Genomic DNA, 16,094 nt, shown 5'->3' on the forward strand with positions numbered 1-16,094 from the left:
TTTCGTCGTGTCTTAAAAATACGAATATACTGTTTTCCAACGTGCCACGGTATCAAACATTTGCTTTGATAGATAAACTACTACTATGCATCAGTGCAGGGGATCTTTCTAGACTCCCATAGAGTGGCTTTAGGCAACATCGATGACACCATCGGCAGCAGTTGCTAAATGTTTGCCATACCTGCTGTTTGCTTGTTTTGCGGGTAATCACCACATACGGATGGCGAACTTGTCACACGCCTTACACTGAGATGCGGCCAGATAGAGACGCTGAGCTTCAAGCGTTAGGCGTAGCACACCACACGCCAGAACACAAAATCGCCCGTAGCCACGCATGGCCACATACGTTGCCTGCTGCAATACTTCTCTACACTTCTACTTCTTGTTTTATTTACGGACGTAGTTAACTACCGCAATGGGGTTTTCTCACTACGTTCGCCAATCAGGGTCATAATGCAGCGATATCAACACCACAACACTCCTAGCGATCTTCGTAATTACCGTCGGACACAGACTGACGTGTTGTAAGGCCTTATAATGCTTCAATGCCACGTCCCCCTCAGTAGGTGCTTTGATGTTGGTAATAATCCCATTACGTTGTAAGTAGTTCCAGTTCAAAAAGGCAAACAGTCCTCACATCACAGCCATAGGCATACCCTCCCCGCGCTACGCTTGAGTTCCGTTCCTCCCCTAAGAAAGGAACTAGTCGCTGGCTTTGGCATGGCTCTATTGCCGTCCCTGTCTATCACATGATCCGGGGGGTGATGCCACCGGAGACCGTGGCGCACTCCACACTGCTCATAGGAACCTGACCCACCCCAACCAAATAAGGTCTGCTTTGTAATGCGGATGCCAGCCACCAGTCACACCCGACGAACCATTCTTCCCAGCGACGAACACAACCCAACAACCGTTCATCGCTAGAACAAACCGATGACACATGACCACGTCATAGGCGTTGACGTAGGAAAATACTTCCACCACGCCTGCGTCCTCGACCCCAGTGGCACAACCATTCAATCCACACGAATTGAACAATCCGAAGCCGCTCTAACTTGAGTTTTTCACTCAGTTCACCACCACCGGCAGCACGCTCGTTGTCGTAGATCAACCCAACAACATCGGCACAACTCACCGTCACCGTCGCTCACGCCACAGGTGCCGACGTGACATACCTGCCAGGGCTATCAATGCGTCAACGTGCACGTATCCACACAGGAAACTTAAAAAACAGATATCCGCGATGCCTTCGTCATCGCCTACGCGGGACGATTCCTCCCCGATGCCCTACGCACCGTTGACCGCACCGATTGTGATCTTCCAGCAGCTCAAAGTGCTCAATGGTATCGATGATGACCTCACCCGCGCCTACACTAGGCTGATCAACCAAATCCGTTCGACCCTAGTGGGAACATATCCAGAGTGTGAACACCTCCTCCGCGGTTCGATGATCCACCGCAGATGGATACTAGAACTGCTTGCCCACTATGGTGGGCCAACGAAACTCCGCCGCCTAGGTCGCAGCCGTGCCATCACATGCGCCAAGAAACACACAGCACGCAACCCCGCACCCATTGTGGACGCCCTATGTGATGCGATCACCAGTCAAAAGCTCACCCTCCCCGGCGCTGGCGAAGCCGAACTAGGCATAAGCACTGGCCGCCACCGACGCCCTGGCGAAATTGGACCACCGTAAACGAATCCACCAATAGGTCCTAGACATCATTGATCAGATCCCCCTGACCCAAGTGCTGCTGTCCATGCCAGGTATCGGTCCAGCGACAGCTGCGCGACCCCTGATGACCACAGGTGTTCAGTGACTTCGCAACAGCAGCTCAGCTGGCCTCGTATGCAGGCCTATGCCCGACAACGAACCAGTCGGGAACATCAATCAATTCACACAGTGTAAACAGGGCGGGCAACAAAAAATTAAACAACGCCCTATGGCAGTACTGTTTTTCAGCTATCAGACACCACGAGCGTTCACGGCAATTCTACGAGCGCAAACGCCAGGAAGGAAAGCGACACAACGCAGCCGTGGTGTGTCTAGCACGCAAACGCCTCAACGTCTTGTTCGCGATGGTCAAAGCCGGCACTTTCTACAGTGAGGACTACGCCAGTACTCCATAACCCTTAAGCACACCACCAGAAGCCCCCAACACCGCCGACTGGAACCCCTACGCCAGCCGGCTACTGAGCATACCCACCTACTGGGGCGCTCAGTCCCCTTCCCACCCGCCGGTAGACTTGACAAACACTATAGGCCCCCCGATGGTCTCATCATCCGGGTGTGGGACGGTATCCTTTTGGTGAAGTCGTCACCCTAGGACCTCTGCTCCCTGGTAGCCTTTATCAGCGAAAATCCACAACCCAGTAGCCCACGCGACATCAAAAATGTGCTTTTTCGCAGCGGTGATATCATGCGTTGCCCGAGGCTCGACCGGAGCGATATATAACAACGGCCTGCCACCCCAGTTGGATAAGACTTGGAGGTTCCCGCCGAAACACCAGTGCCTACCAGAAAACCAACCAACTGTTGCGTAGATCGTTTCCCCCGTCATCGGTGGTATCGCGGCCGGTGACTTTTCCGATGGCAACAACGTCAGTGTGAATAAACGTGCCATCCAAACACAAGATCAACTCACCTGCGGCTTCCTGATCAGCTAATACTTGCTGCAAGCTACGAGCACGGTGCGCAACCACATTGAGCGCTTTGTAAAGATACCGGTATGCGGTGGCTTGGCTAATGCCGCTGTCATAGGTTGAGCGATGCACAGAAGTGGCATCGATCAACCAGCGCAGGACCCCAGTAGTGTTTGGGCCTTGCAGATGGCGGGGCGTTGGTAACGGCAGTTATCACAGGCCAGGCGATGGATATTTAAGCCAGCAGCAGATCGTGTCAGCAATATGGGTAGGAATGCCAAGACAGGCACGATAGGTGAGCCATACGGAAAGGACCTTTCTAGGTGATTTTTGGTTAATGGCTAACCTAGCAGTTGGACCCTTTTCCTCTATTGCTGCGACACGCATGTTGGCCTGAGAGTTTAGGTAGTTATGGGGCTTCTAATCCGCATCCTGGTGAAAAACTGTCAGTACGCCGCGTGCTCGCTCGTCAACACCACGCGGGGAGCCCCCTCAGCATTCTCGGCATCGGCTTTGCGCACCGTACCAAGCTCCCACGCTTCAATGTGACGTGCCGTCAACATGGCAAGAGCCCGGTCGCGGTCCTCCGCGGCCACAACAGCCACCATTCCCACACCCATGTTGAAGGTCTTGTCCATTTCCTCCTGGGGCACTTTGCCCAGGTCGGCGATGATGCGGAAAATCTGTCCGGGAGTCCAGGTGGCACGGGACAGTTCCGCCACCAGACCGGCGGGGATGACGCGAGCAAGGTTGCCCGCGAGTCCGCCACCAGTGACATGGCAGAAGGTGTGCACATCGCATTCGGCGGCAAGCGCCAGGCAATCCTTGGCGTAGATGCGAGTCGGTTCGAGAAGTTCCTCCCCCAGGGTGCGTCCGAGTTCTTCCATATAGCTATCAAGCGGCAGCTTGGCTTTCTCCAGCAGAACATGGCGCGCCAGTGAGTAACCGTTGGAGTGCAGGCCGCTGGAGGCCATAGCGATCACCACGTCGCCGGGACGCACACGATCAGGCCCCAGAACATCCTCAGCTTCCACAACGCCCACGGCGGTGGCCGAGACGTCGTAATGCTCGGGCTCCATCACGCCTGGATGTTCCGCGGTTTCACCACCAAGAAGCGCGCAACCCGCCTGTATGCAGCCCTCGGCGATGCCAGCGACAATGTCGGCGACATGTTCGGGCACAACTTTGCCGATCGCAATGTAGTCCTGCAGAAACAGGGGTTCGGCACCGCAGACCACAAGGTCATCAACGCACATGGCCACCAGGTCGATGCCGATGGTGTCGTGCTTGTCCATGGCCTGGGCGACGGCGAGTTTGGTTCCCACGCCGTCGGAACCCGCCGCGAGGAGGGGTTGCTTGTATTTCCCGAGCGCAAAAAGTCCCGCGAAACCGCCGAGGCCGCCGCGCACTTCCGGTCGAGTTGCTTTTTTCGCCAACGGGGCGATCAGTTCGACGGCGCGGTCGCCCTCAGCAATGTTCACTCCAGCCGCGGCGTAGGAGGCGTGAGCGTCAGTCATGGTGGAATTCTCTTTCTGCGGTTATCAATTAGTGTTGCATTTTGCGGACGAGTTCAGCGTTGGGATTCCCGGCGGGCAGCCCCAGGGGGTACACACCGTCGAAACAGGCGCAGCACAGTTCGTCATAGTCCTGCCTGGATGCCTCGACCATGCTGCCAATAGAGACATAGCCTAAGGAATCCGCGCCGATTGCGGTGCATACGGAGGTGACCATGGCATCTTCATCGTTACCTTCGACGCAATTGGCCAGTAGTTCGCCGGGGCTAGCAAAGTCAATGCCATAGAAACATGGCCATTTCACAGGTGGGGAGGCAATGCGCACATGCACCTCAGCAGCCCCCGCTTCCCGCAACATGCGGATCAGGGCGCGTTGGGTGTTGCCACGCACAATGGAATCATCCACGACGACCAGGCGTTTGCCGTCAATAATTTGCCGCAGCGGGTTCAGTTTCAGGCGAATGCCCAACTGACGGATGGTTTGCGAGGGTTGAATAAACGTCCGCCCCACATAGGCGTTTTTCACCAGTCCCAGCCCGAAAGGAATGCCGGAACCCTGCGCATATCCGACGGCCGCCGGGGTACCTGAGTCCGGCACAGGGATCACAAGGTCACCGTCGGCCGGGTATTCCTCCGCTAATCGACGCCCGATCTCCACCCGGGTTTCATGCACACTCTGCTGTCTGATCACCGAATCGGGGCGCGCAAGATAAACGTATTCAAACACGCAGCCCTTGTGTTTCTTCTCCGCAAAGCGTTCGGACCGCACACCCGACGCATTCACAATGATCAATTCGCCGGGATCAACCTCCCGGACAAACGAGGCACCCACAATATCCAGCGCTGCCGTCTCAGAGGCAACCACCCACCCGCGGTCTAAACGCCCGATACACAATGGCCGCACACCATGAGGATCACGTGCCGCATACAGAGTGTGCCCGTCAGTGAAGGTGAGACAAAATGCACCTTTGATGGTGGGCAGTAGTCTCTTGGCGGATTCCACCAGACTGGTGTCGTCACTGATGCCGTGCGCCAACAGGGCACACATCACATCAGAATCGGATGGTTTGGTGGCCGGGTCGACGAGCTTTTTGCGCGCGGCATCGTCAAGCAATTCCAGGTAGTTGACCAGATTTCCGTTGTGCCCCAACGCAACATCACTGCCGTTGGAAGCGGTGCGGAACATGGGTTGCGCGTTTTCCCAGCAGGTACCACCTGCGGTGGAATAGCGGGTGTGCCCGATAGCGATGTCGCCTTTCAGGGCGTCGAGGGATTGCTCATCGAAAATCTGGGAGACAAGACCCAAGTCTTTGTACACCACAATCTGATCGCCATCGCCGACGGCGATGCCGGCCGCCTCTTGCCCTCTGTGCTGGAGGGCGTACAGGCCGTAGTAGGTAAGTTTTGCGACTTCCTCCCCCGGTGCCCACACGCCAAAAACACCGCATTCTTCGCGGGGTGTTTGCTCGCCATGGTCGTCAAGAGGGAACTGAGGGGACTGATCCAAAGCTGCCACGATGCCCAATCGTAGCCGGTTGGGGTTCGTTTCTCTAACCCGACTCGCCACACCCCCGTGCGGGTCCACCAACCGGCTCGATCACCGTTCTATGACACCCCTGCATAGCGGTAGTGGGACAAAAATTCTTATACGCGGATATACGGGGATTAACCACGTATGGTTTTGAAAAAGTCTTTCAAAATCTTGTAGTTATACCCTACCCCGTTCTCAACGGGTTGAGCGTTGCGCATACGCTCTGGGGTCCAGTAGCCCGGGTCAAATGGAGGCACCGTGTGGGTTACAGAGTCATCATTTTCGACAGGCTTTTGCCCTTCAGGAAAGCTCGGCATCGGCGCAGGTTCCGCATCGCGCATACGCTCTGGAGTCCAATAGCCCGGGTCAAATGGAGGCACCGTGTGGGTCACACTATCATTACGCACGATGTCACCATCATCATTGATTCTGATAGGATCCGCCTGCTTCGATACATCGCTTGTATCTATGGGCATCGGCGCAGGTTTTGCATTACGCATGCGATCAGGGGTCCAATAGCCCGGGTCAAATGGAGGCACCCTGTGCGCGGTGGAGCCCGAATTCTTTTGATTATCCTGGGCGGTGTCGTTGGGCGTTGCCTGAGCTTGGGCGGCCGGCATAACGGCTGGTGCGAGCAATCCGCTGGCGACCATCACAGCTGCGGCATATGCACGTTTCATATTCTCACCTCACAACAAAATAGGAACAAGTACGCACCTTATTCTAGCTAGATTTTATGCATGAAATATGATACTGAGCGCGGTTGTGCATTTGTAATTTATTTGTAACTATTTTGCAATGAAAAATAGATAACATAGCGGTCATTTGACGCAATGTGACGGCGCCACACAGAGGCAGCTTTATGCCCGTGCGGTGCATATATATTCCGGGTGCTACAACCAAGATAAGCAGAAAGAACAGCGATACTACACAACCCCCACCATCCTAAAAGCATGCCCCCTAACAGGGGGCATATTTTATTCACAGAGCGCGGTAGACCACACGATTCCTGATATATGGCCCTGATATACAGCTCAGCCTGCCTGCACACCAAAAAGCGCACCTACAAGGTACGTCACCGCCAAAGCCACTCCCCCGCCGATCACTAGGCGAGCAATGCTCCTACCGCGACGCGCCTGCGAAAACCGCGCGGATATGCTTCCCGTGATGGTCAGCGCAAGGAGCGTGCTCACCACAGTGACCCACACACGATGCCCCTGAGGAGCCAAAAGCACTGCAACAAGCGGAAGCACAGCACCAATCATGAACGACACCGCAGAGGATAAGGCGGCGACCCACGGATTAGTCAGTTCATCGGGATCCATCCCCAGTTCCAGATCCAGATGCGCACCCAACGCATCATGCTCAGCCATTTCCGTGGCGGCCCGCTCGGCGGTTTCTTCAGATAAGCCCTTGCCGCGCAGGATACCCACCAACTCCTGATGTTCGGCGTCCGGCATGTTCGAGAGCTCCCAGCGCTCTTTCTGCACCAACACCTGCTCGGTGTCCCGTTGGGCCGACACCGACACGTACTCCCCCAATGCCATGGATACAGCACCTGCTGCTAGGGCTGCAATGCCAGCAGCCGCAAGCGCGGAGGTGGAGGTGCCAGCGGCCGCCACCCCAATAACCAAACCCGCTGTGGAGACAATGCCATCGTTGGCTCCCAGCACTCCAGCACGCAGCCAGTTTAGGCGGGATCCAACATCGCTGGTATGTGGTTCCGGAAGAGTGTGTTCAGCAGTAGTCACATGCTTTACAGTGGCACAATGGGCAGCCAGTGCGCCACTTCGGCGGCGCGGGTCCCAGACGTGTCTTCAGGTCGGAGGTCTCGCAGTCCGGTAGCGATTTGCAGCCACGTATGGGGATCCACTTCTACAACATTGGGCGGCGTGCCGCGCGTGTGGCGGGGGCCGTCGATGCATTGCACAGCCACGAAGGGAGGGACTCGCACCTCCACGGAGTGGCCCGGAGCAAGATGTTCGAGGGTGCGGGCGGTGAGTCGGACGGCGTCGGCAAGCGCGGCACGGCTGGGCCTAGAGGCGGCATCGGGGTCGCGAATCCAGGCTTCAACAGCGAGGACGGCGGCGCGGGTCGCGGCGGGATCAGCTGAGGTTTTCACAAAGAGCTACTCTAGTATTTCTGTGATTCGGGGGGTTTGTATGCTGATTTTATGCCTACTCTTTCCCCTGAAGTTACACTGCGTTTTCTTGCTGCACCCACGGATGTGTTGATGGCCGGGAGTCACGGCGTCAACGGTGGGCGCGTGTTGGAGTGGATCGACAAAGCGGCGTATGCATGCGCAGTGGGCTGGTCGGGAACGTATTGCGTTACTGCGTATGTGGGACATATTCATTTCACTCGACCGATCCCGTCGGGTCACATGGTGGAGGTGCGCTCGCGGATTGCCATGACGGGTCGGTCATCGATGCACATTGTCAATGAGGTGCTTTCTGCGGATCCACGCGAGGGTGTATTTACCCGCGCCTGCGACTGCCTGGTGATTTTCGTTGCTAAAGACACCAAAACCGGCAAGGCCCAACCGGTGCCCACCTTTGAACCCCGCACAGAAGAGGAACTGCGCGTGCATGACGCAGCTATGTCTCGTATTGAGCTGCGGCGCGCCATCGAGGCGGAGATGGACAAGCAAACTTACGACGGCCCGTCGGAAGCCCCGCGCATGATCACGAGATTTTTGGCCAAACCCATGGATGTGAACTGGGGCGGCAAGGTCCACGGCGGCACAGCAATGGAATGGATCGACGAAGCCGCCTCCGCCTGCACGATGGAATGGTCCGGGGAAAACACCGTGGCCGTGTATGCCGGCGGCATTCGCTTCTACCGGCCCATCCAGATTGGCGACCTCATTGAGGTTGATGCCCGCCTCCTGCGTACCGACGCCCGCTCCATGCAGGTAGTCGTCCATGTCCGCTCTGGGGACCCGCGCAGCGGACGGAACGCTTTGGAAAACGCCATTCACGCCACCATCACGTATGTGGGCGTGGACCTTGATGGGGTGCCATTGCCTGCGCGACCGTTTGTGCCACGCACCACGGAAGACATTCGCCTAGCGGAGCATGCTTTAACACTACGAGACTTGCGGGCAGAGTACGCGCCGAAGCCATTGATCAAACCACTCATTGGTCGAAGGAGTTAGGGAAGCTAGAGAAGTTAGCTCCCCCTCACTTCCGCAGGAAATTGGCCTTTTCTAAGGTTCATGAGATGATTCTTTGCTAATTAGACAAGATTTTTCTTATCTTCGGCTTAAGGAGCGTTCATCTCATGAAACGTCGTTACGGACTCCTGGCAGCGGCTGTTGCTACATCCATCCTGCTGTCCGGCACCACCCCCGCCGTCGCCATCCCCAACCCCGCACCGGCGGCCGACCACATCGCCCCTGCAGACCCGAAAGTTCCCACCAACAAAAAAGAACGAGTACTCCTGGGCATCGCAGCCGCGCAGGACGTAGCCACCGCTGCACAGGAAGTCCGCGACACCCACAATGCCCTCAGCAAAGCCGAATCCACTGATGGACTCAGCTACGGCGAGGCGGGTATGCAGTTCAACAAGAGCGTAGAGACCCTCAACGCCAATGTGTCCAATCTCAACCTGCCCAAGATCGGCGAGCCAGGTGGCCCAGTAGCACTGGACACCCTCGGCAACATCTCCGTCATTGCTGAGGATTACCGTCCTTTCACCAGCGAAAAAGCGCTCACCGACTTCGATAACAAACTTGATGAAGCCTACCACCGCTCCAGCGACGACAAGCACAACACTGTGGTTGACGCCAACAACAAAATCCTCGCCGCACAAAAACAGATGAAAGCCACCCTGGATGGCTATTACGCAGCGATAGCAGAGGCAGAAAAAGCCGTTGCTGCAGCGCAGGAAAAATACGACATTGCGCACTCCCGTCTAGACAAGAACAACACGCGAGAAGCGCTGAAAGACTACAAAGCCGAAGCACTCGCCCAGATTGATGGTGAGTTGAAGAAACTCAACGACAGAAAGTCCTCCCCGGCTGTCGATGCCGCCCGCGCCGCCCTGAACGATGCAAAGGCAAAGTTCAACGCCATCCCCGACGGCCTCCCCAGCGACAACAAAAATGCTGTCACTGCTGCTATCGCTGCGCTTGACGCTGCTCTCAAGGCTGTTCCTGCTGATAAACCTTCACCCGGCCAGAAGCCGACCGGGAAGCCCGGCGGCAGCAGCCCCTTCGACTTCCTCACCAGCATCTTCAAAGCCATCGGCAGCTTCTTCACTGGCATCTTTGGCAAAGGTTTGAGCAGCTAGTCGGCATCCCCATACCTTCAGCACCCCCTAGACGGCGTGGCGGCTGTAGTCAGACCATCAGGCATTGAACGATGTTTATGCAAGGTAAGTCCATCGTGGGGTTCGAAAATGAGGTGTTTTTGTACCTGGCAATAGACCTATCTGACCAGGGGATGTTGCGGTCCATCAAACTGCCGTTTCCCTGGGCGAGCCAAAACCACATGCATGAAAGTTTGCCTATGCCCAAGCACAAAAAACAGCGTTTTTCGTGCTCAGAGATAAGCAAACTTTACGTGAGCCCCTCTACTCCACCACGGAGTTCGCGCCCACGGCATGCCCGAAAATCTCGGGCAGGGTGCCAGCCCACGCTTCGCGGAGTTCGGCAACGGGAACGTCAAACTGTCCGGCAACACGGACCTGCTTATCGCTGTTGGTCCGCCCAAGCTTCACGCAGGGAATACCCAGTTCACGGGCACGTCCCTCCAGAGCTGCACCATCGGTGGTGGCCACTACCGCGCGGGAAGCGGATTCGGAGAACAGCGCCACAAACGGGTCCTCGTGAACAGCCGCCACATCAATGTCCACGCCGACCCCGTCGCCAGAGGTCATAGCCAGCTCCGCTACCGCCTGCGCTAGGCCGCCCTCGGAGACATCATGCGCAGCGGTGAACACGCGCGGGCCGGAGAACAACTCCACCAACTTCTGCTCGTTGGCCAAGTCAATGGCGGGCGGCATTCCGTTCAGGCCGCCACCGGAGACCTGCTGCCAGATGGAACCGCCGAACTCGTTGAAGGTGGCACCCACAACGTAGAGGTCCTCGGGCCCGTCCACGGTGCCGAGGGTGTGGCCAATGTGTTCCGCGACGTCGTTAATCACCCCCAACACACCCACCACGGGCGTGGGGAGGATGGGTTCCGTGCCGGTCTGGTTATAGAAGGACACATTGCCACCTGACACCGGAATGCCCAGTTCAGCACAGCCGTCGGCAAGCCCGTGCACAGCCTCACGGAACTGCCACATCACGTCCGGGTTCTCCGGCGAGCCAAAGTTCAGGCAGTTGGTCACCGCGACAGGTGTGGCACCGGTGACAGCAACATTCCGGTACGCCTCCGCCAACGCCAACCGCGCGCCCGTGTTCGGGTCGAGCTTGGTGTAGCGTCCCGAGGCGTCGGCAGACACGGCGACACCGCGGCCGGTGGTTTCGTCGATGCGCAGCACACCAGCGTCAGAGTTCTGCGCCAACACCGTGTTACCGCGCACATAGCGGTCATACTGCTCGGTAATAAACGCACGCGAGCACAGAGCCGACGAACTCACCATGCGCAGAAGCGCCTGGCGCAGGTCAGAGGGCTTTTCGACGCCCTGAAACTGCTGTAGTTCATCCTGCCACGCGGGCCGGGCCCAGGGGCGCTCGTACACTGGCCCTTGGTGGGCGATCGTGTGCGCCGGGGCGTCAACAACCACCTCGCCGCGATGGGTAATCACCAGGTGATCGTTGTCCGTGACCTCGCCGATCTCCGCGCACGTGACATCCCAGTGGGCGCAAATTTCCGTGAACTTCTCCACATTGTCTGGGGTGACCACCGCGCACATGCGTTCCTGCGACTCCGAGGCCAGAATCTCGGCGGCCGTCATGTTCTCCGCGCGCAGCGGCACCATATCCAGGTTCACCAGCATGCCGCCGTCACCAGCTGCGGCGAGTTCCGACGTCGCGCAGGACAATCCCGCGCCGCCAAGATCCTGGATGCCCACCACAACTCCAGCCTTGTACAGGTCAAGGCAGCACTCAATGAGCACCTTCTCTGCAAACGGATCTCCCACCTGCACTGCGGGCAGCTTGCGTTCGGCCCCCTCCTCAAACGTGTCCGAGGCCAACACCGACACACCGCCGATGCCGTCCAGACCCGTGCGGGAACCAAAAAGCATCACCTTATTGCCCAAGCCAGAGGCAAACGCTAGCTTCAGGTCCTCCACCTTCAACGTGCCCACGCACAGCGCATTGACCAGTGGATTCCCGGCGTAGGATTCATCAAAAACGGTTTCACCGCCGATGTTCGGCAGGCCCAGGCAGTTGCCATAACCGCCCACACCATCAACCACACCCGGCAGCACACGCTTGGTATCCGGGGCGTCGACAGGGCCGAAACGCAGCTGATCCATCACCGCCACTGGCCGTGCACCCATCGCCATAATGTCACGCACAATGCCGCCCACACCTGTGGCGGCACCCTGATGCGGTTCCACATACGACGGGTGATTATGAGACTCCACGCGGAACGTCACCGCATGACCATCCCCAATATCGACCACACCAGCGTTTTCACCAATACCCGCCAGAATCTTCTCATTCATCTCCGGGGTGGTGGTTTCACCGAAATAACGCAAATGCACTTTAGAAGACTTATAGGAGCAGTGCTCCGACCACATCACGGAATACATAGCCAATTCCGCGTCGGTGGGACGACGACCAAGAATATCCTTGATCCGCGCGTACTCGTCATCCTTCAAGCCCAAGCTTGCATACGGCTGTTCCGCATCCGGGTCTGCCTGAGCGGCGGGAACAGTATCATTGAAAGGAGCATTCATGTCAGTACAATCTTCCCAATCACAATCAGGCAGCAAACGTGCCAACGGCGGACAAAAACAGCTGTAGGCCGTCCGTAGACGGTCCGGTCAACAGGTCAATAGCGTGCTCTGGGTGCGGCATCAAACCAACAACCCGCTGGTTTTCCGAACAAATACCGGCGATAGCATTCATGGAACCATTGAAATTATCGGTGTAGCGGAATACCACGCGGCCCTCGCCCTCCAGCATTGCGATGGTCTCCGCAGAAGCCTGGAAACGCCCTTCCCCATGCTTGGAGGGAATAAGAATATCCTGCCCTTTATCCAGGGTATTCGTCCAAGCGGTGGTGTTATTCTCCACCGTCAAAAATGTATCCACGCAATGGAAATGCAGGCCCTCGTTACGGGTCAGCGCGCCGGGAAGAAGCTTGGACTCAGTGAGAATCTGGAATCCGTTACAAATACCCAGAACTGGCATGCCCTTGTGCGCGGCGTCGATAACCGAACGCATCACCGGGGCTAAAGCGGAAATCGCGCCGGAACGCAAATAGTCCCCATACGAAAAACCGCCTGGGACAACTACCGCATCGACACCTTTCAGGTCGTCATCGGCGTGCCACAGGCTCACAGCATCCGCGCCCGCATACCGAACCGCACGGGCGGCATCAACATCATCCAACGTTCCGGGGAATGTGATGACCCCAATCTTTGCCGTCACTGGGCCACCTCGACACCAACAACCTCATAATCTTCGATCACGGTGTTCGCCAGCAGAACCTCAGCGATTTTCTCCAGTTCAGCCGCCGTCACTGACTCATCGACCTCAAGTTCAAAGCGCTTCCCCTGACGAACATCTGACACCCCCTTAACCCCAATAAGGTCCAGAGCACGCACCACTGCTTTTCCCTGCGGATCAAGGATCTCTGCCTTTGGCATCACGTTCACAACTACACGGGCCACGATTTTATAGCTCCTATCCAGCACTAATCAGCCACCGCTGATGAATGACCTACAGTCGCCCATCAGCTTACAGCGTCGCCAACTTTTGACATACCTTGTGCACATAGCGTGGGCTAGGTAGCACACATTCGGGAGGCACGGCGTCGATAAGCGGTTGGCTAGCGGCTGACCACGCCCGCGTTCTCTCCCAGCGCAAGCAGCACCAGATACTGCGTAAATGCCGCACCAATGAGCGCATAAAACACCACAACAACCCCCAGTTGAGAACCCGCTACCGCAAACACCAACAATGGTGACAATGTGAAAATAACCCCCACAATTGTGCGCAGCGGCTGGGCGAATGCGAGCTGCACGGAATGCGTCAGCGTTGAACGAACCCCACCCACGTGAGCTAACGGGTAAAACCACACGCTCACGGCCGCAAGGACGCAGACCCCCGACAGCACCGAAGCACAGAGAAGAAGACGCGTTGTATTACCCACGTCGGCGCGAAAAATCACATAAAACTCATACACCGCGAACAACATCAACGCGGTAGTAATGAACCACCAGACGGTTGATGCTTTCCATTTCCGCGTAAACTCCCGCAGAAATGTGCGAACTGGGGTGCCAGCCTCATTATTCAGCAACTGAGTAATCACCACTGTAGCGGCGCGCAGAGCGGCACCGCCGGTGACCACGGGCAGCATTGCCACCAGCATCATGACATTAACAATCACAAGATCCGCGGCGAGGGACAATGCTCCATAGAACTTGCCCTCAGTGCTGAATAATCCTGGCATGAACACCTATTTTCCGCAACCAATCAGGGGACGGATGCGATCTTAGCCTTTCACAGCACCAGCGGCGACACCTTCAATAATGTACTTCTGTGCAGAAATGTAGAAGATAACAATCGGAACGATCGCCAGGACCAGCATTGCCATCATCGCGCCCAAGTCGCGGTTACCATTCGACCCCACGAAGGTCTGCACCACCACAGGAATGGTCTTATACTTCGTGGACAAACCAATGACCAGGTACGGGAGCAGATAGTCATTCCACACCCACATCGCATTGAGAATAGCCACGGTGATTGCCGTTGGCTTCAACATGGGCATCACCACCCGGAAATATGTTTGCACAGGGTTGCAGCCGTCGATCATGGCCGCCTCCTCAATTTCGAGCGGGATGCTCTTCACAAAACCAGCAAACATGAACACCGACAGGCCAGCACCAAACCCCATGTACAACACCGCGATGCCCACCGGATTGGTCAAGTGCAACGTATCCGCGATTTTCACAGTGGGGAACATGACCATCTGGAACGGAATGACCATGGAAAACACGAACAAGTAATACAGCGTGGACGTCCACCAGGTTTTCACACGCGTGATGTAATACGCGGTAAGCGCCGAGAAAAACACGATGGCTATCACCGACAAAATCGTGATGGTAAATGACCAGATCACGGCCCAGAGGAAGCCCTCGCGCATCAGACCGACGGCGTAGTTTTCAAAACCCGCCCACATCTCACCAACGGGGATGGAAAACGGATCACTGGAAATAGCAAACTTGCTCTTAAACGAGTTGAACACAATGAAGAAGATGGGACCGAGGAACACCACCGTCAGGAACACCAAAACGGCATACAAGGGGATGTCAGCGGGCCTGATGCTCTTTTTTGCCACTTTTGGCGCTTTTGATGCTTGTGGTGTGGCACTCATGCCTCAACCTCCCGGCTTCGGGTTGCCCTGAGCTGGAACAGGGCGAACACAATAACGACGACAACAAAGATCACTGCTTTGGCCTGGCCAACACCTTCAACCCCGGTGCGGTTAAACATGGTGTCCACAATGTTCAGTGCCACCATTTCAGTGCGGTGGCGCGGCGAACCATTCGTCAGCGCCAAGTTCTGGTCAAACATTTTGAACGTGTTAGCGAAGGTCAGGAACAGACAAATCGTGATAGACGGCATCACCATCGGGATAGTCACGTGCCGAAGCACACCCCACTTGGTCGCACCATCTAGTTCAGCGGCCTCAATAAGTTCTGGCGGAACGTTTTGCAGGCCAGCAATGTAGATGATCATCATGTAGCCCACCAGCTGCCAGTTGATCAACACAATCAAGCCCACATAGCCAAACTTCCAGTCCGCGATGATGGTTGTGCTGTACTTTGCCAGCACGGCATTAATCATCGACTGCCAGGTGTAGCCCAGCACAATGCCACCGATGAGGTTAGGCATGAAGAACACGGTGCGGAAAAAGTTCGTACCCCTCAACTTACGGGTCAATATCCACGCGATGGAGAAGGCGAACACATTGACAGTGATCACCGACACCACAACCACCAAAGCGGTGAAGCCAAAGGACGACACGAATCCTTCCCGCTTACTAAAGGCATCAACGTAGTTTTGCACTCCGTTGAACTCCGCGTCAGTGACGGTGGTGAACTCGGTAAACGATAGTAAGAACCCAATGATGAACGGCACCACGAACGCGATGGAAAACGCAATGAGCGTGGGCAGAACAAATATTGGGAAGTACTTTTTCAACGATGCTTGCATGAGAAAGCCATTCTGTGGTCACAGGAGCCGGAGTGCAACCAACCACGACCTGGAAAAATAC

General features: G+C 56.4%; 14 protein-coding genes and 1 pseudogene. 3 read left to right on the top strand and 12 right to left on the bottom strand.

What is annotated here, in order from left to right:
• Positions 1-933 precede the first annotated feature (933 nt).
• A pseudogene (locus CDUR_RS12975) lies at positions 934-2,130 on the top strand (IS110 family RNA-guided transposase).
• A gap of 384 nt (positions 2,131-2,514) precedes the next feature.
• Here the strand turns inward: CDUR_RS12975 and CDUR_RS11160 are convergent.
• From CDUR_RS11160 to CDUR_RS11185, 6 genes are all read right to left on the bottom strand, one after another.
• Positions 2,515-2,793, bottom strand: coding sequence for a hypothetical protein (locus tag CDUR_RS11160; protein ID WP_179418260.1), 279 nt, complete (start codon positions 2,791-2,793; stop codon positions 2,515-2,517).
• A 296-nt stretch (positions 2,794-3,089) separates the two neighbouring features.
• Entirely contained in the window at positions 3,090-4,160 is a 1,071-nt protein-coding gene (purM, locus tag CDUR_RS11165) for a phosphoribosylformylglycinamidine cyclo-ligase (protein ID WP_179418261.1), read from the bottom strand.
• Between the two features lie 28 nt (positions 4,161-4,188).
• Entirely contained in the window at positions 4,189-5,682 is a 1,494-nt protein-coding gene (gene purF / locus CDUR_RS11170) for an amidophosphoribosyltransferase (RefSeq protein ID WP_411763061.1), read from the bottom strand.
• Positions 5,683-5,822: 140 nt separating this feature from the next.
• Positions 5,823-6,368 (bottom strand): hypothetical protein, encoded by a 546-nt coding sequence (locus tag CDUR_RS11175; protein ID WP_179418262.1) that lies wholly within the window; start codon positions 6,366-6,368, stop codon positions 5,823-5,825.
• Positions 6,369-6,722: 354 nt separating this feature from the next.
• Positions 6,723-7,439: a VIT1/CCC1 transporter family protein gene (locus tag CDUR_RS11180; protein WP_179418263.1), complete on the bottom strand. Its 717-nt coding sequence runs from the start codon at positions 7,437-7,439 to the stop codon at positions 6,723-6,725.
• 5 nt (positions 7,440-7,444) lie between these two features.
• Positions 7,445-7,810, bottom strand: a complete 366-nt coding sequence (locus CDUR_RS11185; RefSeq protein WP_179418264.1) for a sterol carrier family protein — start codon at positions 7,808-7,810, stop codon at positions 7,445-7,447.
• Between the two features lie 51 nt (positions 7,811-7,861).
• Here CDUR_RS11185 and CDUR_RS11190 point away from each other — a divergent pair, with 51 nt between their 5' ends.
• Positions 7,862-8,845: an acyl-CoA thioesterase gene (locus CDUR_RS11190; protein ID WP_179418265.1), complete on the top strand. Its 984-nt coding sequence runs from the start codon at positions 7,862-7,864 to the stop codon at positions 8,843-8,845.
• A 125-nt stretch (positions 8,846-8,970) separates the two neighbouring features.
• Positions 8,971-9,981, top strand: a complete 1,011-nt coding sequence (locus tag CDUR_RS11195) for a hypothetical protein (protein WP_179418266.1) — start codon at positions 8,971-8,973, stop codon at positions 9,979-9,981.
• 282 nt (positions 9,982-10,263) lie between these two features.
• Here CDUR_RS11195 and purL read toward each other — a convergent pair whose 3' ends face one another.
• The 6 genes from purL to CDUR_RS11225 all read right to left on the bottom strand — a co-directional run bounded on the left by purL (position 10,264) and on the right by CDUR_RS11225 (position 16,033).
• Positions 10,264-12,546: a phosphoribosylformylglycinamidine synthase subunit PurL gene (purL, locus tag CDUR_RS11200; RefSeq protein WP_179418267.1), complete on the bottom strand. Its 2,283-nt coding sequence runs from the start codon at positions 12,544-12,546 to the stop codon at positions 10,264-10,266.
• 25 nt (positions 12,547-12,571) lie between these two features.
• Positions 12,572-13,243 carry a phosphoribosylformylglycinamidine synthase subunit PurQ gene (gene purQ / locus CDUR_RS11205; RefSeq protein ID WP_179418268.1) on the bottom strand — a complete coding sequence of 224 codons (672 nt, stop codon included), beginning with the start codon at positions 13,241-13,243 and terminating at the stop codon, positions 12,572-12,574.
• Positions 13,240-13,485: a phosphoribosylformylglycinamidine synthase subunit PurS gene (gene purS / locus CDUR_RS11210; RefSeq protein WP_179418269.1), complete on the bottom strand. Its 246-nt coding sequence runs from the start codon at positions 13,483-13,485 to the stop codon at positions 13,240-13,242. Before purS ends, purQ begins: the two co-directional genes overlap by 4 nt.
• Positions 13,486-13,643: 158 nt before the next feature.
• Positions 13,644-14,267 carry a MusI family membrane protein gene (locus CDUR_RS11215; protein WP_179418270.1) on the bottom strand — a complete coding sequence of 208 codons (624 nt, stop codon included), beginning with the start codon at positions 14,265-14,267 and terminating at the stop codon, positions 13,644-13,646.
• Between the two features lie 42 nt (positions 14,268-14,309).
• Positions 14,310-15,191: a carbohydrate ABC transporter permease gene (locus CDUR_RS11220; RefSeq protein ID WP_179418271.1), complete on the bottom strand. Its 882-nt coding sequence runs from the start codon at positions 15,189-15,191 to the stop codon at positions 14,310-14,312.
• A complete protein-coding gene (locus CDUR_RS11225; RefSeq protein WP_006062455.1) occupies positions 15,188-16,033 on the bottom strand; it encodes a carbohydrate ABC transporter permease in 846 nt (281 codons plus the stop codon). The genes CDUR_RS11220 and CDUR_RS11225 overlap by 4 nt, the downstream gene beginning before the upstream one ends.
• Positions 16,034-16,094: the final 61 nt, after the last annotated feature.

The sequence above is a fragment of the Corynebacterium durum genome, from assembly GCF_030408675.1.
GTDB lineage: Bacteria > Actinomycetota > Actinomycetes > Mycobacteriales > Mycobacteriaceae > Corynebacterium > Corynebacterium durum.